Origin of the sequence: Streptomyces sp. NPDC018610 (assembly GCF_044391765.1) — a bacterium.
In the GTDB taxonomy this organism is placed as follows: Bacteria; Actinomycetota; Actinomycetes; order Streptomycetales; family Streptomycetaceae; genus Streptomyces.
Window position 1 is genome coordinate 133830 of record NZ_JBISAL010000015.1, and the last position, 23150, is coordinate 156979.

The following is a 23150-nucleotide window of genomic DNA, read 5'->3' on the forward strand; positions in this document are numbered from 1 at the left end:
CGCCGCTCACCAGGCCTCCGACTCCGCCGAGGACAGTGCCGCCCGCTTCCCGTGCCCGCCGCCCGCCCGCAGTCGCGTCGCCGTGAGCGGCAGGACGAGGACGGAGATCATCGCGGCGCCGACCAGTGCGGCGGCCTGATCGCGGCCGAGGACCTTCTGGTCCACGCCGATGGTCGTGATCGCCACGACGAGCGGCAGACAGGTCGACGCGAAGAGGGTGAGCGCCGTGCGGTCGCCGGGCCCGAGTCCGCGCGGCGCGAGCAGGTACACCGGACCGCCCCTGACCAGCAGGAACAGCAGCAGGAACACCGGTACCAGGATGAGTGCTCGCCAGTCGTGCAGCAGCGCGCGCAGGTCGAACTCGATGCCGGTGACCACGTAGAACAGCGGTACGAGGAAGCCGAAGCCCAGCGCCTCGACCTTGCCGAAGACCTCGTCGCCGTGCGCGGGCGACGCCCCGCGCAGCACCAGCCGGGTCAGGACGCCGGCGGCGAACGCGCCGAGCAGGATGTCCAGGCCGAACGCCTGCGCGAGGGCCAGCATGGCCGCCAGGAGCAGCACGACGAAGCGGACCGCGAACTGTCCGCTGCTGTGCAGGGTCTTGTCGATGAGCCGGGAGAACCAGGGGCGGCGCGGCCGCAGCGCCCACAGCACGGCGCCCGCGGTGATCGCCGCGAAGACGACGAGCAGGATCGTCGACAGGCCCGGTCCGCGTCCGCTGAGCAGGAGCGCCGTCGCCACGACCGGCCCGAACTCTCCGACCGCGCCGAAGGCGGCCATCACCGTGCCGAAGCGGCTGTGCAGCTCACCGCCGTCCCGCAGGATCGGCAGCACCGTGCCCAGTGCCGTGCTGGTCAGCGCGGTGCCGATGACGAACGCCCGGTAGGTCTCGCCGCCGCCGACCAGGAAGCCCAGCCCGATGCCGACGACGAGCGAGATCAGCCAGGCCGACGCCGAGCGGCGCAGGGTGGCACCGCGGACCGACCCGAAGTCGATCTCGTAGCCGGCCATGAAGATCAGCATGGCGAGTCCGAGGTCGGACAGTGTGTCGATGACCCGGTCGGAGTGAGCCCAGCCGAGGGCCACGGGCCCGATGGCGATGCCGAGGCCGATCTCGAAGATGACCAGCGGAACGCGGATCCGGCGCGCGGCCGCCTCCGCGAGAACCGGTGCGAGGACGGCCGCCGCCATGATGAGGACGAGGGTTCCGGGGGAGGACATGAACTGCTCAACAAGGACCGGGCCGGGTGGTCACGGGGTGACGGTCGCGGAGTCGGGTCCGGGGTCGCCCAGCCGGCCCAGCCGTCGGGTGGCGGCGCCGGGGTCACCGGTGACCTCGACGGCCTCACGGGCCGGCGGACCCGGAGGTCAGCCGGGCGGCAGGGCGGCAGGGCGGCAGGGCGGCAGGGCGGCAGGGCGCACGGTGTCCGGGGCGGGATCACCCGTGGGCCGCCCCGGCGAGGAGGGTTGCGCCTCCGGACCTCCCGCGGCGGCCCGGCGCCGGTGACGGCGAGGACACCGCTGCGCGGCGACCGTGGCGTCATGGCCGGTCGGTCGTCAACACATCTGCTGTCGGCGGCAGTTGGACGGGCCACGCGCGGTCGTCCACCGTCAGGAACGGCTCGCCCTGCACGGCGACCGGGGTGGTTCCGGTGAACTCCATGACGTCCCGGTGCAGATGGGACTGGTCGCAGTAGCCGCCGTCCGCCGCGACCCGTGCCGCGCCCACACCCGCGACCAGCCGGTGCACGGCGTGGTCGAAGCGCACCAGCTTGGCGGCGCTCTTCGGCGGGATGCCGATGTGCGCGTGGAACCGGGACCACAGACGTTTGCGGCTCCAGCCGAGCTCGGCCGCGAGGCGGTCGACGCGGACGAGGCCCCGGCCGGCGACGATCCGGTCCCAGGCCCAGGCCACCGCCGGATCCGCCGGCGCCCGCGCCGCGCACCGCCGGGCGAGCAACGCGTCCGTGAACGCGAAGCGCTGCTCCCAGGTGGGGAGTTCGCCCAGCCGCTCGCGGATCCGGGCCGCCCGGCCGCCCCACAGGTCGTCGAGCGACACCGGGCAGCCGGCCAGATCGGCGGGGCTCGCGCCCAGGACCGGGCCGGCGACCAGCGGGGACAGCCGCACCTGGACGCACGCGACGTGTTCGCCCCACGCCCGGACCCCGCCGCCGGAACCGAACCCGGGCCCGGCGACCAGGCTTCCCCGATGCCGCCGCCCGGCGGCGTCCTCCACGGTGGCCCGGTTCGCCCCGAAGTCCAGGACCAGCGTCACGGCGGGGTGCGGAACCACCCGCAGCCCGCCGACGAGCGAACCAGGGACCCGGAACCCCGCCATGTCGACGCCCGCCACCGTGCTGGGCCGCCGCGGACGTGCGACGTCCCACACGGCGGAACCGTCACGTTCACTCATGGTGAACCCCCTCCACGCATGCTACGCGGACCGTGGGACGGCGGTGAAGGGAACATTCGTCCAAGCCACCGGTGCGGACCGGCGGCGACGGTGGGCCCATGACTTCTCCCGACAGGCACACTCATGGGGACGACGGCGCCGGCGCCACCGAGGACTCGGTCCTCCACCTGGAGCACGGCGACCTCCACGTCCCCCAGGACGGCCCGCGCGACGCCCCGGCGCTCCTGCTCGTCCACGGCTCCGCCGCCACGAGCCGTTCGTGGGACGCGCTGGTCCCGCTGCTGGCCTCCCGCCATCGCGTCATCCGGGTCGACCTGCCCGGGCACGGCCGCTCGGCCGAACCCGCCGACGGCGACTACGCGCTCCCCGAGCTGGGGCGCAGGCTCGGCACGGCACTGGACCGCCTCGGCGTCGAACACGCCGTCGCCGTCGGCCACTCCAGCGGCGGCTACGCGGCCACCGCCCTCGCCGAGGAACGGCCCGACCTCGTGACGGCGCTCACGCTGGTCAACACGGGTCCCAGCCTCGACGCCTTCCTCGCGCCGCCGTCCGCCGCCGCGTTCGACCCCGCGCGCTGGCCGCCGGCCGACGAGCAGATCCGCCGGTTCGCGAGCACCGCCTTCCACGAGGGCTTCCCGGTCCCCCAGGCGCTCGTCGACGACCTGCGCGGCATGAGCCACCGCGCGGTCACCGAGGCGATGCGGGCGTCCACGGAGTACCTGGGTCTGCGTGCGCTGCCGGACCGGCTGGTGGACGTCCGCAAGCCCCTGCGCGTGATCTTCGGTGCGGAGGACCGCAGATGGCGTCCCTCGTCCGCGGCCGACTACCGCGTCGTCCCGGGAGCGGAGGTCGAGATGCTGCCCGGTGCCGGACACACGCCCATCCTGGAGGATCCGCCGCGCACCGCCGCGCTCGTCCTGTCGTTCGCCCAGATCCACGACGCCCGGCCGCCCCAGGCCCGTTGACGATCGCACCCGGCGCGGACCGACTGCGGGAGACGTGGGGGAAAAACCGGTTGGCCGGGGCGCGGACCGCTTGGTAGCGTGCGGAACGCCGTGACAGACCGCCAGGAGGTGAGACCCGTGAACGCAGTTCTCCAGTGGGTGCTCCCTCTTTCCCGCACGGTGCGCGAGTGACGTAGGTGTCCTCGGGAGTGCCTCGACCGACAAGGCACTCCTTCAAGGACATCTCCATGAACACATCGCATTCCTCTCCGGGCGCCGAGGAGCGCCCGGTGACGATCACACGGGTCGCCGAGACGCGGTGGCTCGCCGTCGAGGACGACCGGGAGGTCGGGCGCGGCGACGCTGTGCGCAGGCCCGACGGCCGGATGTTCGTCAGCGTCGACGCGTGGCGGGGCCCGGTCTTCGACCGGCTCGCCGCCGCGATGGTGGCGGACCTGCCGACGCCGCTGCACGTGGTGGTCGGCGAGAGCGACCGCGCGGTGGCGGCCGCCTGGGAGCGGGCCGGTTTCACGACCGGACGCCGTGAGCGGGAGTACGCCGTGCCCACCGACCCGTCGGTCACCGGGCTCCACGCGGTGCGGCCGCCGTCGGCCGTGACCATCGTGCCCGCGGGCGAGGCCCGGGACGATCTGCTGCGCGTGCTGGACCGGGCGGTCCGCGACGAGGTCGAGGCGACGGTCGGCTGGCGGACGATGCCGGCCGAGGTGCTGCCCCGCCCCGCGGGCGTGACGGTCGTGGACCCGTCGAAGTACGCGGTCGCGGAACGGTCCGGCCGGTACGTGGGGCTGGTCCGGATGGCGCTGGTCCCCCGCAGGCCGCGGATCGGGCTGATCGCGGTCCTGGCCGAGGAGCGGCGCCGGGGCGTCGCGCGGGCGCTGCTGGCCCACTCGCTGGGTGCGCTGCACCGCTCCGGGGCCGGATCGGCGTGGGCCGAGGTGGACGAGACGAACACCGCGGCCACGGCGCTCTTCGAGGGCGTCGGCGCACGGCGCACGGGCGCGAACCTGGAACTGACACGCCTTTGAGCGCCACCCCGTCTCGGCGCGCCCCACGTCTCTCACCGTCGTCGACCATGGGAATGAGTGAATTGCCGAAGACATCGGGCGGCCTCGAAATGGAGGGGACCGTCGTCGAATGCCTGCGCAACGCCACCTTCACGGTGGAACTGCGCAACGGGCACAAGGTGCTCGCGCACATCAGCGGGAAGATCCGGAAGAACTACATCAGGATCCTCCCCTACGACCGGGTGCTCGTGGAGCTGAGTCCCTACGACCTCACCCGGGGCCGGATCCTCTACCGGTACCGCGCATGATCGCGCTCTCGCGCGCCCCGGCCGGGTGAGGCGGAGGAGCGCGCGGGGGCGTGCGGGTGCGGCGCCACGGGGGGAGCGCCGCACCCTGGAGCCAGAGTAGCGACGGATCGGCGTCCGGTGTGACTTTTCGGCCGCGCGCGGTTCGCCGCGGCGGGCCGCGGCGGGCGGCCCGCCACGGCCCCGTTCGGAGCGGGCCGGCCCGCCCGGGCCCCGCGGGGGGCGAGGTTGCTCCTGCCTCCCGCGGGTCGCGTGGCCGGGCGGGCCGGACGCGGTGCGGGCCGGCTCACGGGAGCCGGCGGTACCGGCCGTCGTGGTGGACCAGCGGTGCCCCGCCGGTCTGACCGGCGTCGACCACCCGGCCGATGACCAGCGCATGGTCCGCGACGGGCTGGGTGGTGAGGGGCGCGAGGACCAGCCAGGCCAGTACGCCGTCGAGCAGCGGCAGACCGAACGGGCCGCGGCTCCAGGCCAGCGGCGGCGCGCACTTGTCCCCGCCCGAGCGGGCGAATCCCCGTGCCAGTTCCTCCTGTCCGTCGGCGAGCAACTGCACGAGAAAATATGGCGAGTTCCGCATGGCAGACCAGGAGGACGAGTGCAGCCCGGCCGCGAAGGAGACGAGGGGCGGGTCCGTCGAGAGAGAGGTGACGGAGGTGGCGCAGAAGCCGACGGGCGGGTCCGGGTGAGCGGTGATGACGGCGACGCCCTTGGCGTGGTGGCGCATCACCGCCCGGGAGGCGTCGGGTGTCACCACGCGGGCCGCGCCGTCGCCGCGGACCTGGTCGGTGACCTGGTCGGTGAGCTGATCGGTGACCGCCGCACTCACGCCGTACGCTCCGCGCGTTCGATCCGGTGCACGTACCGCCGTCGCCGACCAGGGCCGTCGGCCGTACGGAAGCTGCCTCGGCCGCCGGACTCCGGCCGGTGGCCGGGTGGCCGGTGACCTGCCCCGCGGGCCCGCGCGACCCCTCGTGAAGGGGCCTGACGGCGGCCGCGGCCGGCATTCCTGAGATGCCGTCGCCGATGACGACGACGCGGGCGGCGTGTGACCGCACTCTCTCCCTCGGGAAGGGGCTGATGTCTGCGGGTGACACCTGATACTCGCGCATCACGGCCGGCCGGAACGGCCGGTCGGACGATCGCACGGCGGCGGCAGCGGGTCTCTCTCCTCGCCGACGGCACCCTGCGACTCCCCGCCGGGGCATCCTCTTCGGCCGGCGCCGGAGCCGAGGTCGATTGTCAGTGGTGGGTGAGACAGTACGGACGTCGAACGGAAAGAGGGGGCGGTCCCATGTCCGGGAACCAGAACTACATCAATCACGTCGCTCTCGTGCTGGACGCCAGTACGTCCATGTCCCACCTGAGCGGCAAGGTCGTCCAGGTCGCCGACGAGCAGATCGCCTATCTCGCCCGCCGGTCGAGGGAGCTTGACCAGGAGACCCGCGTCACGGTGTACGTCTTCGCGGACGAGGTGAAGTGCGTCATCTACGACAAGGACGTGCTGCGGATGCCGTCGCTGAAGCAGATGTACCGGGTCGGCGGCATGACGGCTCTGCTGGCCGCCACGCTGAAGTCACAGCGCGAGCTGGCGCAGACGGCTCAACTGTACGGCGACCACAGCTTCCTGACGTTCGTGCTCACCGACGGGCAGGAGAACGCGAGCCACCGCTGCCCGGACGCCCCCGCCAGGGACCCGCGCGCCCTGGTCGAGGCCGTGGCCGACATGATCGAGACCCAGGAGGGCAACTGGACGCTGGCCGTCCTCGTGCCGGACCAGATGGGCAAGCGCGAGGCCATGCAGTGCGGTTTCCCGAAGGACAACATAGCCATCTGGGACGCCACCAGCACCCAGGGGCTGGAGGAGGCCGGGCAGGTCATCCAGCAGGCCACCGAGAAGTTCATGGTGGGCCGCACCCGGGGCATCCGGGGGTCGCGGGCGGTGTTCTCCATGGGTGCGGAGACGGTCAACAAGGACACCATCAAGGCGGCCGGCCTCACGCCGGTGAAGCCGTCGCAGTACAAGCTGCTCCCGGTCAGCCGTGACGCGGCGATCCGGGACTGGGTCGTCGAGAGCGGTCACACCTACCGCACCGGCGGTGCGTTCTACCAGCTGAGCAAGACCGAGAAGATCCAGGCGCGGAAGCAGATCGCGGTGCTGGAGAAGAAGACGGACCGGGTGTACACCGGGCCCGAGGCACGGGCCCTGCTCGGCCTGCCGGACGTGGAGGTCCGCGTCAAGCCGGACCACAACGACGACTTCACGATCTTCGTGCAGAGCACCAGCGTGAATCGGAAGCTCGTGTCGAACACGCGTCTGCTGTTGATGGTCTGACGCCCCGAAGGGCCGCGCGGCAGGCGCCGGTCCCGTGCTCCTGTGGCCGGTTCCGCAGCGGGAGCGGAAGACGCGGAAGCGGGTTCGGAATCCGGTCCGCTGCCGTCGCTCGGCCGGCCGGCGTGCCCCCATGGGGGAGCCGATATCGATCCGCCACGGCCAGACCGCGTGAAGCCTCTCGGGTCAGCACGCGGGCCGCACCGACGTTCCGTTGACCGAGGCGGGTGAGGCCGCGGCCAGGGCGCTCGCTCCGATGCCGGCCCGGCGCCGCGCCGGCCGTCCTCGCCACTCGCCACCGGGCACCGGGCACCGGGCACCGGGCACCGGGCACCGGGCACCGGGCACCGGGCACCGGGCACCGGGCACATCGTGTCGGTGTCGGTGTCGGTCTCGGGGACGGCGCGAGTCCGGGCGAGGCGAGGCTCTCGGGCCGGCCGCTCTCGCCCACCCGGCGACCTGACGCGACGTTCCCGACGCGTTCGGCGGCATGAAGATGCCCATGGGTGGTTTTGTCGCGGCGTTTCACGGCCCGGGGCTGGCCGAAATTGCATTGCCGCGCGGATCTCCTCCTCGTTAGTGTCGATCATCAGACTCCGCTCTCGAGCAATGCGGTGGGAGCGGTGGATTTTCCGGATCAGGATATTCCGTAACTGCCGATGCGTATGGTGCGGGCGACTCACGGTCGCCGCCCTCGGCGCCGAGCCCACAGGAGACTTCGTTGAAACTGACAGCCCGCGTCGGTGGACGGTCCGCCGCCCTTCTGCTGGCCGCGACGGCCGCGCTGACCTCCGTGTCCGCCGGTCTGGCCCCGGCGGCCCAGGCCGCCACGACCACCCCCGTCTGCGACCCGACCTGTCTGCTGGACTACCGCACCGGTGCGCACACCGACTACGACCGGGTCGTCCTCGACTTCAGCGGCCCGGTTCCGCCGTTGAACACCATCGTGCAGAACGGACCCGATTCCTCGCCGCTGACCTATCCGGCCTCCGGCAATGAAGTGCACATCACCGGATCCTCCTACATGAGCGTCACCATTCCGGGCGTCAGTATCGTGGACACCAAGGGCGCGGGGACCTACGTCTCGCCCACCCTGGACAACGCCGTCGGCCTTCCCTCGGTGAAGGGCTGCGCCTTTATGGGCAATTTCGAGAACGAGATCACTTTCGGCCTGGCTCTCGGCACCTTCAGCAGTGTCAAGATCTCCACGCTGACCTCGCCGAGCCGCGTTGTGATCGACGTCTACCACTGACGGGTTTTCTGATCCGTGCAGTCGGCAGGCGCCGAGGAACGACCGCGCCTGGTGACCCGCCCGCTCCTGCTGCGTTTCGTGACGGTCGTCGGCTCGTCGGCGAGCTTCTACCTGCTGCTGTCGGTCGTCCCGGCGTACGCGCAGGGGGCGCCGGGCGGAGGCAGCGGCAACGCGGGCCTGGTCACCGGGACGCTGATGCTGGCCACGGTGGCTGGTGAGCTGGTCGCGCCGTGGCTGGCCGCGCGCTGCGGCTATCGCGTGCTGCTGGGGGCGGGACTGTTGTTGCTGGGCGCTCCGGCACTGGCCCTGACCCTGTCGCGGAGCATGGCGTCCATCCTGACGGTGTGTCTCGTCCGGGGGCTCGGCTTCGCGTTCACCCTGGTGGCGGGCGGGGCGCTGACGGCGTCGTTGATCCCTCCCGAGCGCCGCGGCGAGGGGCTGGCGCTGATCGGCGTCATGGCCGGTGTGCCGTCGCTGGTGGGTCTGCCGCTCGGAGCCTGGCTGGCGTCGCACGCCGGGTACCCGCCCGTCTGCACGGCGGCGGCGCTGATCGCCCTGGTCTCCGTCGCCGCCGTTCCGGGCCTGCCCGGCCGGGAGGCGGCGCCGGGGCCGCACCTGGGGATCTTCGCCGGGGCCCGTTCCGGCGGGCTCGGCCGCCCCACGGCCGTGTTCGCGGTGACGGCGGTGGGCGCGGGGGTCGTCGTCACCTTCCTGCCGCTGGCCGTGACCCCGGCGCGTTCCGGCGCGGTCGCCGCGGCTCTGTTCGTGCAACCCGCCGCCGCGACCGCGTCCCGCTGGTTCGCCGGCCGGCGCGCCGACCGGACCGGGGCCTCCGGGCTGATCGTGCCGGGGCTGGCCGCCTCGGCCGCCGGCATCCTCGCCGTCGCCCTCACGGACGTCCCCGTCGCGGTCGTCGCGGGTTCGGCCGTGTTCGGGGCCGGTTTCGGCGTCGTCCAGAGCGCGACCATCACGCTGATGTACTCCCGCGTCCCGGCCTCCGGGTACGGGACGGTGAGCGCCCTGTGGAACGTCGCCTACGACGCGGGCATGGGGATCGGCGCGGTCGGCTTCGGCGCGGTGGCCGGCCTGACCGGCTACCCCTGGGCGTTCGTCCTGACCGCGCTCCTGACGCTGACGGCCCTTGTCCCGGCCTGGTGGGACCGGACGGCGGCACGCAGCGAAGGCACGGGGGGCCAGGCGGATCGGGCGGTGGCGGCGGAGGAGGGCCGACAGTGACTGCCGCCGCGACCCCGACGGCCGCCCCCGCCTGGCGTGTTCAGTCGGCGCCGGGCGCGGGGACGGCCCGCTCCCACAGGCTCAGCCCGGCGCGGAGCAGTTCGCGCACGGCGGTGGTCTCGTCGTCCGTCCAGGCTCCCTCGCCGGCCGCCGGTCCGAGAGCCGCGCCACCGAAGATCTTCTCGTAGGCGCTGTCGTGGACGGGCCCCTGGGCGGGGAGGGACGGCCCGCTCGGGCCGAGACTGTGGCAGAGATCCTCGAAGAAGTTCCAGGCGTCCAGCAGGAGTCCCGCCGGGACGGACCCGAGGCCGGGACGCTCGACCCACCGCCGTACGGCGTCGAGATCGAGAGCGGCTCCGCCCTCCTCGACGAGGTCCCAGCCACAGTGGTCGCGCAGCGTCCTGAGGTCGGGGAAGGCGAGGAGTCCGCCGTGTTCGTCGACGGCGAACTCGTCGGGTGCGTCGCCCTCTCCGGACCGCCAGACCAGCGTCAGGTCCCCTCCGCCGGCCGTTACGCGGTACGGATAGCAGTCAGCCATACGAGTCAGTCTCCCTGGTGCGCCGGCGGCGCCCGCCACGGGGGACGTCCTGCCCGCGACGGCCGTCGTACGGCGACTTTGGGGGCCGCGTCGGCGGCGGGACGGGGCCGTCGCCGCACCGGCCGAGCGGGGGACGGTTCCCGGCCCGCCATCAGAGCTGCGGACAGAAGTGGGTTCCGATCAGCGGGCGCCGCCCGCCGGGGCCCACTTCTGTTCGCAGCTCTTAGGCTGCTCACGGCCGAAGACCCCCGAACGGACCGGAGATGCCATGTCCCCGCAGATGAAGTTGGTCGCGATCACGCTCGACTGCCCCGATCCGCCGGCTCTGGCGGCGTTCTACCAGCAGGCCACCGGACTCGCGCCGCATCCGAAGTCGAACGCCGAGTTCGCGGGCCTCAACGGTGAGCACGGGCTCCTGATCGGCTTTCAGCGGGTCGACGACTACCGGGCGCCGAGCTGGCCCGGCCAGGTCGTTCCGCAGCAACTGCACATCTGCTTCGAGGTCGACGAGGACCTGGACGACGCCGAGGCCCGGCTGTCGGCTCTCGGCGCGAGCACGCCCGAGCACCAGCCACACGGGGACAAGGCGCGGGTTCTCCTCGATCCGGTCGGTCATCCCTTCTGCGTCATCCGGGGCGCCTCGGCCGGCGATGGCCGGTGAGCCCGCCGTCACCCGCGTGCGCGAGGCGGTGAAGCCGACGGCTCCCGGCACTGTCGGGTGCGGGGCTCGAGGTCGCCGAGGGTGCCGTGGCGCGCCGCCCTGACGCCCGCCGCCTCGGGGGTGCGTCGGGGCGGACGCCGGGGCGGGCGCTCGGCGACCTCGTGCCCGTCACCAGGGCAGCTCGCCCTCGTCGTTGAAGAAGCGGCCCGTCGGTCCGTCGTCCGGTACGGTCGCCAGCCGGATCGCGGAGACGGCGCCCTGCTGCGGGGTGCGCACCCCGCGGAATTCGTTGAGGTCGGTCGCCGTGAAGCCGGGGCAGACGGCGTTGATCAGGATGTCGGTGCCGGCCAGTTCCTTGGCGTACTGCACGGTGACGGCGTTGAGGAACGTCTTCGACGGCGCGTAGGCGACGGAGATCGGGCCGGTCTCCGCGCCGGGCGTGGTCTGCAGCGTGAGGGAGCCGACGCCGCTGGAGACGTTCACGATCCGGGGCGAGGGCGAGCGGCGCAGCAGGGGCAGCAGGGCGTTGGTGACGCGGATGACGCCGATCACGTTGGTCTCCACGGCCGCCCGCACCCGGTCCAGGTCGACCGTGGTGGGCTCCTGCGGTCCGCCGCCGGTGATGCCGGCGTTGTTGACGAGCGCGTCGAGCCGCCCCGCCCGCTCCTCGATCAGCCGGGCCGCCGCCGTCACGCTCGCGTCGTCGGTCACGTCCAGCGGCACGCCGAACGCGTCGGCCCCCGCCGCGCGCAGCTTCTCCACCGCGGCCTTCCGCCGCTCCTCGTCCCGGGCGCCGACTCCGACGGACCAGCCGAGTGCGCCGAGCCCGGCGGCGATCTCGTATCCGATGCCCTTGTTGGCACCGGTCACCAGGGCGATCTTCTGTCGGTTCACGTTGTTCGTCTCGCTCATGGCACCGATGCTTCTCCCCCGCCCCGTGGGGCGTCCAAGACCGATCGGGTGGCCTGTGATACCGCTCGGGTATCGTTCCTGGCCGGGCGGGTTACGCTGGCGCCATGGAGACGCGTGAGCTGCGGTACTTCGTCGCGGTGGCCGAGGAGTTGCACTTCGGCCGGGCCGCGCGGCGGCTCGGGATCGCCCAGCCCCCGCTGTCGCGGGCGATCGCCGGGCTCGAGCGGCGACTGGGCGCCGCCCTCCTGGAGCGCGGCAAGCGGGGCACCGTTCTGACCGAGGCGGGGGCGGTGCTGCTGCGGGAGGCGCGGGCGGTGCTGGACGCCGTGGAGGCGGCCGAGCGGCGCACCCGCCGGGCCGCCCTCGCCGCGACCAGCAGCCCCACCGTGGTCCTCGCCGCGAAGGCGGGCGCCTCCGGCGAACTGCTGGCGAAGCTCCTCGACGCCTACGCCGCCGAGCCGGGCGCGGTCCTCGTGGACGTCCTGCTGTGCGGGCCGGGCGAACAGGCGCGGGTGCTGCGGGACGGCCGGGCCGATGTGGCCCTGCTGCACCGGCCGTTCGACGACACGGCCGGTTTCGACACCGAGGACCTGCACACCGAGGGGCAGGTCGCGATCCTTCCGGCGGGCCACCCCCTCGGCGCCCGCCCCCATCTGCGGCTGGCCGAGGTCACCGGCCTTCCCGGCCTGCCCCTGCCCCGCTGGCCGTGTGCCGACGGCACCTTCCCGGACGGCCCCGGCCCGCAGGTGCGCGACCACACCCAGCTCACCCAGCTCATCGCCCTCGGCCGGGCCTGCGTGGTCGCCCCGGAGTCGAGCCGCACGGGCTTGCGCGAAGACCTCACCGCCGTACCGGTCCTCGACGCCCCCCAGGTGACCACGGTCATCGCCTGGCCCCCGCACAGCCGCTCGACGGCGGTCGCGGGACTGGTCCGCGCCGCCACCGCGCTGTGACCGACGGCCGTGCGGGGCCGGGTTCCGTCACCCGGCCGGGAGCGGGCCGGCTCCCTCGGGTCCGGCGCGCCGGGCCGTCGGCCGGGACGCATCCGGGCGGCCACGGGCGGGCGCGCGGAATCCGTCCCGTACGGGGCCGGCCGGTCACGGGCGGGCGGTGATTCCGGCGAGGATGAGGTCGATGCCTGCGACGAACTCCGCCCGGTCGTCGTGCTCGCGCAGTCGGCCGGCGACGCTCCGGGTGAACGCGTACGCCTCGGGGTCGAGCCGCGACCACTCGCGGGCCACGGCGTCGAGGTACTCGGCGCGGTCCGTGCCCGGCGCGACCGCCCGGGTGTTGGCGGCGTTCTGGCCCGCCACTCCGAGGATGTAGTTCATCAGCGCGGAGGCCGCGGTGAACCGGGCGGCCTCGGGCACACCGAGCGCCTGGACCTGGCGTCCGATGCGCTCGAAGACCCGCAGCATCGACGACTCGCCGGGGGTGCGGGCGAGATACGCGCCCACCCATGGGTGGAAGTCGATCGCGTCGAACACGCCGAGCGCGAGGGCGCGGAGCGCCTCCGGCGGTGTCGCGCCCGAGTCCTCGACGGCGATCGCGGCGGTGACGACCGCGTCGGTGGCGGCGGCCAGCAGCTCCGCCTTGCCCTTGAGGTGCCAGTAGATCGCCCCGGGCCCGGTCGAGAGGCGCTCGGCCAGCGCACGGAACGTGAGACCGCTCTCGCCCACCGTGTCGAGGAGGTCGACGGCGGCGCCGACGATGCGCTCCCTGGAGAGCGGTTCCTGCCGTCGCTCCGTGCCCCGCGCCTTGGTTCCCATGCTCCCATCCTAGAGCGCCATGGAACAACGTTCCACCTTGACAGCCTATGGAACGTCGTTCCACTCTGAACCGCGCTGGAACGGCGTTCCAGTCCTCGCCGGGTGTCCGCCCGGCGGTCCGCGACCAGGAGAGAACCACCATGACCACCACTTCGGTCACGATCATCGGCGCGGGGCTCGGCGGGCTGACGCTCGCCCGCGTCCTCCACGTCCACGGCATCCCGGCCACGGTCTACGAGGCCGAGTCCTCGCCGACCGCCCGCTCCCAGGGCGGCATGCTCGACATCCACGAGCACAACGGGCAGCCCGCCCTCAGGGCCGCCGGGCTGTACGAGGAGTTCCTCGGCATCATCCACGAGGGCGCGGAGGCCTCGCGGATCCTCGACCAGGACGGCGAGGTCCTGCTGGACGTGCCTGACGACGGCACCGGCAGGCGCCCGGAGGTGCCCCGCGGCGCCCTCCGGCAGATCCTGCTCGACTCGCTGCCCGCCGGCACGGTGCGGTGGGGACACAAGAGCACCGGGGTGCGCGCCCTCGGGGACGGCCGGCACGAGGTGACGTTCGCCGACGGCACGACCACGACGACCGGTCTGCTGGTCGGCGCGGACGGAGCGTGGTCACGTGTGCGTCCGCTGCTGTCCGGGGCGAAGCCCGAGTACGTCGGCACCGTGTTCGTCGAGACGTATCTGCTCGACAGCGACGAGCGCCACCCCGCGAGCGCCCGACTGGTCGGCGACGGAGCCATGTTCGCGCTCTCGCCCGGCAAGGGCATCGCCGTCCACCGGGAGCCGGGCGGGGTCCTCCACACCTACGTCCAGCTCGTCAGGCCCAAGGAATGGATCGCCGGCATCGACTTCGCCGACGCCGGCGCGGCCAGGTCCCGGGTGGCCGCCGAGTTCCCGGGCTGGAACCCGGCGCTCACCGCGCTCATCACCGACGGCGAGACCGCGCCGGTCCTCCGGCCCCTCCACACCCTGCCCGCCGACCACCGCTGGGACCGCGTCCCCGGCGCCACCCTCGTCGGCGACGCCGCCCACCTCATGCCCCCGTCCGGCGAAGGCGCCAATCTCGCCATGTACGACGGCGCCGAGCTCGGCAAGGCCATCGCCGCACACCCCGACGACCTCGAGGCCGCGCTCACCGCGTACGAGGAGGCGCTCTTCCCCCGCAGCGCCGCCGAGGCCATAGACGCCGCCCACGTCCTCGACGCCTGCCTCGGCGACGGCGCCCCGCACAGCCTCGTCAGCTTCTTCACCGACCACGACCTGACCGACTGACGACCGGGTCGGCGGACACCCGGACCGGCGGACACCCGGACCGGCAGACACCCGGCCCGGCTGACCGCCCGGTCACGATGCGCGCCGGCGGCGAGGAGCGCGAGGCTCCCGCAAGGGATCGGCGTCAGCCGCCCGCCAGTCGCCGGACGGCCTCGAGGGTCCGGCCCGTCGCGTCCTCGGTCCCCATGTGCCGGGCACACCCCGCGGCGGCCCGTGCGTACGTCTGCTGCCTCACCACTCGGTCGAGTGCGTCGGCGAGTCGTTCGGCGGTAAGGGAGCCGAACGGGATCGGGTCGGTGGCGGCGCCGACGGCGGCCAGTCGCCGCGCCCAGAACGGCTGGTCGGCGCTCACCGGCACGGTGACCGCGGGCACCGCGGCCCGCAGCGCCGCGGCCGAGGTGCCGGCTCCGGCGTGGTGGACCACCGCCGCCAGCCGGGGGAACAGCAGGGCGTGCGGCATGTCCCCCACGGTGAGCACGTCGTCGCCGCCGTCGGCCGCGAGACCGGCGCTGCCGGCTTGGAGGATGCCGCGCAGTCCGGCGCGGCGCAGGGCCCGTACGGCGATCCCGCCGAGCCGTTCGCCGTCTCCCGCGGCCATGCTCCCGAAGGTGATCAGCACCGGCCGGGGGCCGGCGCGGAGGAAGTCCTCCACATCCGTGGGCAGTCGGCCCGCCACGTCGTGATGGGGCCACCAGTTGCCCACCACGTCCAGGCCCGGCCGCCAGTCGGCGGGGCGTGGCACCAGGGCGGTGCTGAAACCGTGCAGGACGGGCCAGTTCGCCCGTTCCTGCCGTCGTCTCGTCCCGGACGGGGAGGCCGGGGGCAACTGGAGGCGGTGGCGCAGCTCTGCCACCGCCCGTGTGTAGACGCGGTCGGCCATGCGGAGGGCGAAGCGGCCCGCCATGCGGTTGGCGGCGCGGCCCAGGGAGCGGGAGCCCGTGACGACGGGCGGGAAGTCCCCGGTCGGCGCGGTGGGCTGGAGATACACGCCGAGACCGGGTGTGCCCGTGGCCTCGATGAGGTGCCAGCCGAGCGGGGCCGTGGTCGTCGACAGCAGGAGCAGCTCCGTGCCGTCGGCCATCGCGTCGGCGAAGCCCTGACCCAGGTCGGTGACGAACGCGGCGGCGGTGCGCATCAGTTCACGCCGGTCCGTGACGCCGCCGGGCCCCAGCGGGTCGGCCGGCAGGCCGCGGAACTCCAGTCCCGCCTCGCGAACGAGAGGGGCGAAGGGGTCCGTGGTGGCGAGGGCGACCTCGTGTCCGGCCCGGCGCAGTGCGGCGCCCAGGCCGGTGTAGGGCGCGACGTCGCCGCGCGATCCGGCCGCGGCGATCAGGATCCTCATCACTCCTCCTCGAAGTCGGTACGGCCGCTCGCGCGGCGGGCGGCGTTGGCGTGGACCGCCTTGCACAGATAGGCGGCCAGGCCCGGGCGTTGCTGCGACGGCGGCACGACCAGGGCGAAGGCGCGCGGGTCGGCGGCGAAGTCGTCCGCGATGCGCCGGTGCATGGCGGGCGGGCAGGAGGTGAACCAGCGCGAGATGTGCAGGCGGTGTTCCTCGGCGAGGTCCATGGCGCGCTCGCCGTCGCTCGGCTCCCCCTCGTCGAACGCCGCGAGCAGCTCCGCACGCCAGGCGCCCGCCTCGCGCATGAGCCGCCGCCAGTCCTCCTTGGTGTGGGCGGCGGCGCGCGCCATCGCCTCGCGCTGTCCCGGCGAGTGCGTCCACTTCAGCTCGGCCTCGGTGGCGTAGCTCAGGTCGAAGGTGATCTCGCCGAAGACCTCGAAGCGTTCCTGAGGGGTCAGGGCGACCCCGGTCTGCTGGACCTCGATCGCTCGTTCCGCCACCTCGGCGAGCCGTTGCAGCCGGCTGATCTCCTCGCCCAACTGCCTCTGCCGGGCACGGAGATGTTCCAGGGCGTTGGCCTGGGGGTCCTCGAGGATCGAGGCGATCTCGTCGAGGGGGAAGCCGAGTTCGCGGTAGAAGAGGATCTGCTGGAGCCGGATCAGGTCGGCGTCGCTGTAGACCCGGTAGCCGGCGTGGCTGCGGTCACTGGGCGAGAGCAGCCCCGCCTTGTCGTAGTGGTGCAGCGTACGCACCGTCACCCCGGCGAAGGCCGAGACCTGCCCCACGGAGTAGCTCATCCACCTGCCCTTTCGTCCGGCCCACAGCTTCAAGCCTGACGTAGGGGGAGGGTCAAATCACGCTCGCCCGTTCCGGGGCCGGTTGCGCGGCTGGTTCCGGGCCCGGTTGCGCGGCCGGTTCCGGGGTCATGTACGCGGCCCGTTCCGGAGCCGGGTGCGCGGCCCGCCGGGGTGTGCGGCCGGCGGCGCGGCGGGCGACCGGGCCCATCGCGTGGGCCGCCGCCGGCATCAGCGCGCCCAGCAACAGCCAGCCGGGGCTCCCCCAGTCCAGCAGCAGCCAGGTCACCGCCAGCGGGCCCGCGGTGCGGGCGACGGTCGCACCGGTGCCGAAGAAGCCCTGGTACTCGCCGATCCGGTCGGCCGGCGCCAGATCGAAGGAGAGCTGCCACGATCCCGCCGAGTGCTGCATCTCGGCCACGACCTGGAGCCCCGCACCGGCCACCATGATCACGGTCGCGGGCCAGGCCGGCCGCCCCGCCGACACCGCGAACACCACGCAGGAGGCGGACATCACCAGTCCGGACCCGCGCAACGCCCGCAGGGCGCTGTCGAGTCCGGTCACGGACCGGGCCGTGCGCACCTGGAACAGCGTCACCGCGAGGGTGTTGAGCACGAACAGCCCGGCCGCCAGCCAGGCCGGAGCACCGGTCCGCTCGGTGATCCACAGCGGCAGCGCGACGCTGAGCAGGGGCAGCCGCAGCAGCAGTACGGCGTTGAGGAGCGCGAGCAGGGCGTAGGGCCGGTCGCGGAGCACCGTGAGCCGCCCGCCGCCGACCGTGCCGTCCTCGCGGGCCCCGCCCCTCCCGTCGGTGTCCTCGGCGGGGGCGGTCACGGCCTTCCCCCTCGGCAGTCGCAGCAGGACCAGCGCCGAGGCCAGGAAGCAGAGCGCGTCCAGTACCAGGACACCCCGGTACGCCGTCGGCGTCCCCGCGCTCAGGGCGAGTCCGCCGAGCGCCGCGCCCACCCCCAGTCCGCCGTTCAGCGTCGACTGCAGGCGCGCCAGCAGTCCCGTCCGTTCCTCGGGCGGCACCAGTCGGGCCAGCAGGGCCTGGCGGGTCGCGGCGAGTCCCGACTGGGCGGCGGCGTAGCAACAGGCCGTGAGGACGAACGGCACGAATCCGCGGACCAGGAGGAACGAGGCGACGGCCGCGGAGGTCCCCAGGGCCAGCAGTACGGAGGTGCCGCGTGGCCCCCGCCGGTCCGCGAGCCGCCCGAACGGCACCCCGACCAGCGAGCCGACTCCCCAGGCCAGGGTCAGTCCGAGCCCCACGCGCGCGGGAGCGATTCCGGCGACGCGGGTGAAGTACAGCGCCGAGGTCACGTAATAGGCGCCGTCGCCGATGGAGTTGGCGAGCTGGGCGAGGGCCAGGAGGCGTCCCGGTCGAGGGGTCATACCGACGACGGTAGGGGGCCGGTGGGCCGGTGATCAGGTCCACTCGTCACCAGTTTCACTGGCCCAATCGACACACCCGGGATGACCGGCCGTACGGACGGGCCGGGGCTGTCGAACCTGCCGACCGGCCCCGGCCGTGTGTCCCCCCCTCCTACTGCAGGGTCCTTCTACTGGCAGGTCCTCCTACTGGAAGGTGACGGTGAGCGGGGCGTCGACGGGGTGCCGGGGGAGGGTGACGGTCAGGACTCCGGTGGCGCCGTCGAAGTGGTAGGCGTGGGACGGCAGACGCACGCCTGCGGCCGTGACGCGGGTCGGCGCCTTGGCTCCGACGATGTCCAGGGTCCAGCGGCGGTCCTCGACCTGGCCTGCGAAGGAGCCCTTCGCCGGGCTGATCGACACGGTGTGACGTCCGCCGGCCTCCTTGTACCGGATCCGTGTGGTGGCGCTCCGCGCCTTGCCGGCCGTGGTCCCGTCGTCCTCGTAGAGGCTGGTGGTCCCGGAGGCGCCGGCGGCGACGGTCAGGGTGACGTCGGTCAGCGGGGCCTTGTCGTCGGCGGCGACGTCATGGGTGCGGGTGGGCAGGATGCCTCCGGCCCTCAGGAACACCGGCATCGTGTCCAGGCCGGTGGTGATGTCCTGGGTGGTGCCGCCCTGGTAGGTCTTGCCGGTGAAGTAGTCGGTCCACCGGCCCGGCGGGAACCACACCGAGGTGGTGGCGGTCGTCCCCGGCGTCGTCACCGGGGCGACCAGGACGTCGGAGCCGTAGAAGTACTCGCTGCCCGCGGTGGCGTATGCCTGCGGTTCGTCCGGGTACTCCAGGTAGGCGGGGCGCACGATCGGCACGCCGGTGCGGTTCGCCTCCTCGGCCAGCGAGTACGTGTAGGGCACCAGGTTCTCGCGGAGGTTGAGGAACGTGTCGGCGGACTTCCGCGCCTGGGCGCCGTACTGCCAGGGCAGCCGGTCGCTGTGGTTGCTGTGCAGGCGGTCGATCGGCTGGAAGGCGCCGAACTGCACCCAGCGGGCGTAGAGGTCGTCGGGCAGCTTATGGGTGGTGCGGGTCTGCCCGCCGTCGGTGTAGGTCTCCGAGCCGGTCAGCCCCGTCGTGTCGTTGTGGCCGCCGATGTCGTGGGTGACGGCGGCCATCCCGGTCGCCGCGGACTCGCCCGGGGTGTAGCCGACCTCGAGCTTCAGGGTGCCCCAGGTGGAGGAGGTGTCGCCGGTGAAGTGCACGGTGGTGCGCTTGTCCGCCCACGGTCCGGTCGGCAGCGCCTGCTGGCCGCTGTAGCCGCCGGCCTGGAGGGAGCCGTAGGCGCGGGACAGGACGAAGCCGCGGCCGAGGGTCTCGCCGGTCAGGGCGGCGTACTGCTGGTTGATCCACGCGTCCGGCGTCACACCCGGCAGCGAGGACTGCGAGGAGTCGCAGCACCAGTCCAGCCACCAGAAGTCGTTGCCCTGCTCGTCCATGGTCCGGTGCAGGTCGAGATAGGCCGCGAGCTGGTCGGGGTCGCCGAAGTCGAAGGTGTAGCAGTTGTTCTCGACCGAGGCCGCCGAGGCGCAACCGCCCTTCGTCAGCTTGCCCTTGGCGGTGGCCTGTGCCCGGGCGAACTGCGGGTCGGAGGCGAGGATGCTCGGGTGCACGTTGAGCGTGTTGTGCAGTCCCTGCGCGGCCGACCAGTCGAAGAACCCCTTCGGGTCCGGGAATCTGCCCGGGTCGATCTCCCAGCCGCTCCAGTCGTTCACGGCCTTGTAGTCGGTGTCGGTCACCAGCACGTCCAGCGGGACGCCTTCGGACCGGAAGGCGGGCAGGACGGTGTTCTCGTAGTCGGCCGCGGTGCGGTCGATGTACTCCGAGTACCAGACGCCGTAGGCCCACCGCGGCAGGAGCGCGGGCGGGCCGGTGAGGGTGGCGAGGTCGGTGAGGGCCTGCTTGTAGTCGTGCCCGTATCCGAAGACGTAGCCGTCCTGGTAGGGCGCGCCGCCGTGCGAGGGGCGGGGCGTGACCTTCCGCGCCGCGGTGTCGTAGAGGGCCGACGGGGTGTCGTCCAGCAGGTACCAGCCGTCCTTGTCGAGCAGGCCGGGGGTGGTCGCCGGGGCGGCTCCCTGGCCGGTCACGCCGTCCAGGCCGCGGCGGTAGCCGCCGAGGGCGATGTGCGGCTGCGGGGCGGCGGCGCCGGTCGCGGTGACGGAGACGGTGTCCACGTTGACGTGGCAGCTCGCCGGGTCCGGGCAGCCGAGGGTGAGGTCGGTCTCGCCCGCCCCGAGGGTCACCGGCACCGATGCGGTCCGCCAGTCGTCCCATCCGTCCGTCGCGGGCAGCGTCAGCGTCTGAGCCGTGCCGCCCGCGGTCACCGACGCGGTGCGGGTCTCGTGGTGTCCGTCGCCGCCGGTGCCGTTGGCGTAGCGCACCCGCAGGGTGTAGGCGCCGTCGGCGGGCACTCCCACCAGGTGGGTGGTCAGGCTCGATCCCTGGTTCAGCTCGGCGACGAAGCCGCCTCCCGCGGAGCCCGGGTGGTCGGTGGCGACGGTCGCGGTGCCGGCCGTCCGCCCCGCCTCCGCCTCGCAGCTCGTGCCGAGCGCGCAGTCGGTGATCGCCGTGGTGGAGACCGGCGGGTACGGGTCGCCGGGGCGCACCAACGCGACGCTGTCGACGTTGACGTTGCCGCTGTCCGAGGCGGTGCGGGTCAGCGCGATCGTGTGGTGGCCCGCGCCGAGCGTGACGTCGGCGAAGGCGAGCTTCCAGGTGTCCCAGTCCGCCGTGGTCGGCAGGCTCACCGTCCGCGGTGCGCCGCCGTCGACGGACAGGGTCAGCGTCCGGGTCTCGTTTTTGCCGTCGCCGCCGGTGGAGTTGGCGTAGCGCAGCTCGAACCGGTACGTGCCGGCGCTGGTGACATCGATGTCAGCGGACGCCGAGCCGCCGGTGCCGGTGAATCCCGCGGCGAAGCCGGCGCCCGTGCGACCGGCGTGGTCGGAGGCCACGGACACCCCGTCGAGCCGGAGGTTCTCCGCCTCGCACAGCTCGCCCGGCGAGCAGGTCAGCCGCTGCCAGGGGGCGGCGGTCACCGGCGCGTCGCCCGCGGTCAGACGCACCGAGAGGTTCCGGGCGTCGAACGGCCCGGAGCCGACCCGGTAGCGCAGGGTCATGGCGCTCGTCGTGATGGTCAGCCAACCGCCCGAGGTCCGGGCCGTGTAGGCGGTCGGGGCGAAGCCGTCACGGCCGATCGCGTTGAAGGTGGGCGCGTCGACGAACGCGTGGTCGCCCGCGTACTCGGTGCGGACGAGCGTCGGTGAGAGGACTTCGAAGCGGGCGTTCCCGGACGACACGACCGGTATGCGGGCGGTGTGCGTCCCGTGCGCCGACGCGGGCGCCGCGCCGGACAGTGTGGCGGCAGCGGCGGTGGCCAGTGCGGCGGTGCACGACCACCACCGCGGGCGGCCCGGCCGTCGTCTCGGGTGAAGGGGTCTCATGGACAACTCCGTTCTCAGGTCGACCGCACGGATGCGGGGCACTCCTCCTGACGGCTTTCCAGCGTTGTAAATCGCGCACCAGGCATCACAGCACGCCCACAGCGCCATGTACATGAGGAGAGCGCGACGAGTTGGCCGCGGCGGCCGGAAAACACCGCCCGGGGCGGCTCGCCGGCTCCGCCGAGTCTTGAGACACGTTTTACGTGGCACCCGCAACTCCGGTGCGCCCACCGGTCGTCTCACAGGGAGTCGGGTCCGGTCAGGGCCGAGGAGCGAGAGAGCGGGGTCAGGTCGTGGGACGGCGCAGGAGCGGTATAGGGATCGCACTCGTCACGGGTGTGGTGCTGGTGGGCGCGAGTGCCTGTGGCGGGGGCGGGAACGACAAGGCGGGCGGGGACGACTCCCCCAAGGCGCCGGGCAAGCCGAGTGCGAGTGCCTCTCCGTCACCGACGAAGCCCCTGGGCCCACCGATGCTGCTGGACACGATCACCCCGCAGACGGGAACCACCGTCGGCGTGGCGATGCCGATCTCGGTGGTGTTCAGCGACCCGGTGGCGGCGAAGGCGCGGGCCACGGTGGAGAAGCACATGAAGGTGAGCGCCTCCCAGCCGGTGGCCGGCGCCTGGCACTGGTTCGGCGACAAGCGCGCCGACTGGCGGCCCAAGACGTACTGGCCCTCCGGCACGCGGGTGAAGATCGATGTCGATGTGAAGGGCGTCGACAACGGCAACGGGCGCTACGGCGTGCACGACTACACGCACACGTTCAAGATCGGCGACGATGTGCGCGCGGACGTCTCGGTGGGCGGTCACACCATGAAGGTGACCCGGAACGGCCGGATGCTGCGCACCCTGTCCATCAACGCGGGCAGCGACCAGTTCCCGACGTGGAACGGCACGATGGCCGTCATCGACAAGCAGGACAAGGTCCACATGACCTCCTGCAGCGTCGGCATCAGCTGCGACAAGGGCAGCCCCAACTACTACGACCTGACGCTGCCCTGGGACGTCCACCTCACGTGGTCCGGCACCTACGTGCACTACTCGACCGGCGACCCCTCCCCCGGCTCCGGCAGCGCCCGCGGCTCGCACGGCTGCGTCCACCTGTCCCTGTCGGACGCCAAGTGGTTCTACGACCAGGTCAAGCAGGGCGACCCCGTCACCATCACCGGCTCGCCCCGCGCCAAGGCCCCGGCCGACAACGGCTACGCCGCCTTCAACCTGAGCTGGAGCGAGTGGCTCGCGGGCAGCGCCTCCGGGGAGGGGACGACCGCCACGCTGTGACGCGCCGCGGCAGGCTCGCGGCCGACCCCGCGCCGGCCGCGGCCCTGCCGCCACTCCCCTCCTCCCGGGAGACGACCTCAGGACCGGCGGGCGAGGGGCCTGGGGATCCCCACGGGCTGCCGGGGCCATGCGTCCGGTCCGGCGCTCGATCGCGTGCGGAGCCTTAGTCGGCCGCGCCTCGGGCGACGCCGGCGGACACGCCGGGGTGT

Annotated in this window: 20 protein-coding genes; 10 read left to right on the plus strand and 10 right to left on the minus strand. The window is 73.4% G+C overall.

The features are described 5' to 3' along the window. Positions 1-6: 6 nt before the first annotated feature. Together ACH5A8_RS32075 and ACH5A8_RS32080 are read right to left on the minus strand one after the other, a co-directional pair. On the minus strand, positions 7-1221 hold the full coding sequence (locus ACH5A8_RS32075) for a cation:proton antiporter (RefSeq protein WP_399007509.1): 1215 nt from the start codon (positions 1219-1221) through the stop codon (positions 7-9). Positions 1222-1540: 319 nt separating this feature from the next. Next, positions 1541-2413 carry a helix-turn-helix domain-containing protein gene (locus ACH5A8_RS32080; protein WP_399007510.1) on the minus strand — a complete coding sequence of 291 codons (873 nt, stop codon included), beginning with the start codon at positions 2411-2413 and terminating at the stop codon, positions 1541-1543. Between the two features lie 98 nt (positions 2414-2511). Here ACH5A8_RS32080 and ACH5A8_RS32085 point away from each other — a divergent pair, with 98 nt between their 5' ends. From ACH5A8_RS32085 to infA, 3 genes are all read left to right on the plus strand, one after another. Continuing rightward, positions 2512-3378, plus strand: coding sequence for an alpha/beta fold hydrolase (locus ACH5A8_RS32085; RefSeq protein WP_399007511.1), 867 nt, complete (start codon positions 2512-2514; stop codon positions 3376-3378). A 227-nt stretch (positions 3379-3605) separates the two neighbouring features. Next, on the plus strand, positions 3606-4403 hold the full coding sequence (locus tag ACH5A8_RS32090) for a GNAT family N-acetyltransferase (RefSeq protein WP_399007512.1): 798 nt from the start codon (positions 3606-3608) through the stop codon (positions 4401-4403). Between the two features lie 53 nt (positions 4404-4456). Further along, positions 4457-4690 carry a translation initiation factor IF-1 gene (gene infA / locus ACH5A8_RS32095; protein ID WP_399007513.1) on the plus strand — a complete coding sequence of 78 codons (234 nt, stop codon included), beginning with the start codon at positions 4457-4459 and terminating at the stop codon, positions 4688-4690. A gap of 283 nt (positions 4691-4973) precedes the next feature. Here the strand turns inward: infA and ACH5A8_RS32100 are convergent, their stop codons facing one another. Further along, positions 4974-5513, minus strand: a complete 540-nt coding sequence (locus tag ACH5A8_RS32100; RefSeq protein WP_399007514.1) for a flavin reductase family protein — start codon at positions 5511-5513, stop codon at positions 4974-4976. 465 nt (positions 5514-5978) lie between these two features. Between ACH5A8_RS32100 and ACH5A8_RS32105 the strand changes: the two genes are divergently transcribed. The 3 genes from ACH5A8_RS32105 (at position 5979) to ACH5A8_RS32115 (ending at position 9504) form a co-directional block, all read left to right on the plus strand. Further along, positions 5979-7019, plus strand: coding sequence for a vWA domain-containing protein (locus ACH5A8_RS32105; protein ID WP_399007515.1), 1041 nt, complete (start codon positions 5979-5981; stop codon positions 7017-7019). 718 nt (positions 7020-7737) lie between these two features. After that, on the plus strand, positions 7738-8268 hold the full coding sequence (locus ACH5A8_RS32110; protein ID WP_399007516.1) for a hypothetical protein: 531 nt from the start codon (positions 7738-7740) through the stop codon (positions 8266-8268). A gap of 51 nt (positions 8269-8319) precedes the next feature. Then, on the plus strand, positions 8320-9504 hold the full coding sequence (locus ACH5A8_RS32115; protein ID WP_399007517.1) for an MFS transporter: 1185 nt from the start codon (positions 8320-8322) through the stop codon (positions 9502-9504). A gap of 40 nt (positions 9505-9544) precedes the next feature. Here ACH5A8_RS32115 and ACH5A8_RS32120 read toward each other — a convergent pair whose 3' ends face one another. After that, positions 9545-10042 carry a hypothetical protein gene (locus ACH5A8_RS32120; RefSeq protein WP_399007518.1) on the minus strand — a complete coding sequence of 166 codons (498 nt, stop codon included), beginning with the start codon at positions 10040-10042 and terminating at the stop codon, positions 9545-9547. 268 nt (positions 10043-10310) lie between these two features. Here ACH5A8_RS32120 and ACH5A8_RS32125 point away from each other — a divergent pair, with 268 nt between their 5' ends. Then, positions 10311-10703 (plus strand): VOC family protein, encoded by a 393-nt coding sequence (locus ACH5A8_RS32125; protein WP_399007519.1) that lies wholly within the window; start codon positions 10311-10313, stop codon positions 10701-10703. A 168-nt stretch (positions 10704-10871) separates the two neighbouring features. On the opposite strand, the gene ACH5A8_RS32130 is transcribed toward ACH5A8_RS32125, so the two are convergent. Then, on the minus strand, positions 10872-11615 hold the full coding sequence (locus ACH5A8_RS32130; RefSeq protein ID WP_399007520.1) for an SDR family oxidoreductase: 744 nt from the start codon (positions 11613-11615) through the stop codon (positions 10872-10874). Between the two features lie 104 nt (positions 11616-11719). On the opposite strand from ACH5A8_RS32130, the gene ACH5A8_RS32135 reads away from it, so the two are divergent. Beyond that, entirely contained in the window at positions 11720-12568 is an 849-nt protein-coding gene (locus ACH5A8_RS32135; RefSeq protein ID WP_399007521.1) for a LysR family transcriptional regulator, read from the plus strand. A 144-nt stretch (positions 12569-12712) separates the two neighbouring features. On the opposite strand, the gene ACH5A8_RS32140 is transcribed toward ACH5A8_RS32135, so the two are convergent. Next, entirely contained in the window at positions 12713-13384 is a 672-nt protein-coding gene (locus tag ACH5A8_RS32140) for a TetR/AcrR family transcriptional regulator (RefSeq protein ID WP_399007522.1), read from the minus strand. A gap of 140 nt (positions 13385-13524) precedes the next feature. On the opposite strand from ACH5A8_RS32140, the gene ACH5A8_RS32145 reads away from it, so the two are divergent. Continuing rightward, the gene (locus ACH5A8_RS32145) at positions 13525-14661 is read left to right on the plus strand and encodes an FAD-dependent oxidoreductase (RefSeq protein ID WP_399007523.1); all 1137 of its coding nucleotides are present in this window, start codon (positions 13525-13527) and stop codon (positions 14659-14661) included. A gap of 124 nt (positions 14662-14785) precedes the next feature. Here ACH5A8_RS32145 and ACH5A8_RS32150 read toward each other — a convergent pair whose 3' ends face one another. The 4 genes from ACH5A8_RS32150 to ACH5A8_RS32165 all read right to left on the minus strand — a co-directional run bounded on the left by ACH5A8_RS32150 (position 14786) and on the right by ACH5A8_RS32165 (position 21658). Further along, a complete protein-coding gene (locus ACH5A8_RS32150) occupies positions 14786-16003 on the minus strand; it encodes a glycosyltransferase (RefSeq protein ID WP_399007524.1) in 1218 nt (405 codons plus the stop codon). Then, the gene (locus ACH5A8_RS32155; protein WP_399007525.1) at positions 16003-16800 is read right to left on the minus strand and encodes a MerR family transcriptional regulator; all 798 of its coding nucleotides are present in this window, start codon (positions 16798-16800) and stop codon (positions 16003-16005) included. The genes ACH5A8_RS32150 and ACH5A8_RS32155 overlap by 1 nt, the downstream gene beginning before the upstream one ends. A 52-nt stretch (positions 16801-16852) precedes the next feature. After that, a complete protein-coding gene (locus tag ACH5A8_RS32160) occupies positions 16853-18193 on the minus strand; it encodes an MFS transporter (protein ID WP_399007526.1) in 1341 nt (446 codons plus the stop codon). Between the two features lie 183 nt (positions 18194-18376). Then, positions 18377-21658: a TIM-barrel domain-containing protein gene (locus tag ACH5A8_RS32165; protein WP_399007527.1), complete on the minus strand. Its 3282-nt coding sequence runs from the start codon at positions 21656-21658 to the stop codon at positions 18377-18379. Between the two features lie 293 nt (positions 21659-21951). On the opposite strand from ACH5A8_RS32165, the gene ACH5A8_RS32170 reads away from it, so the two are divergent. Further along, a complete protein-coding gene (locus tag ACH5A8_RS32170; protein WP_399007528.1) occupies positions 21952-22941 on the plus strand; it encodes an Ig-like domain-containing protein in 990 nt (329 codons plus the stop codon). The last annotated feature ends 209 nt before the right edge of the window (positions 22942-23150 follow it).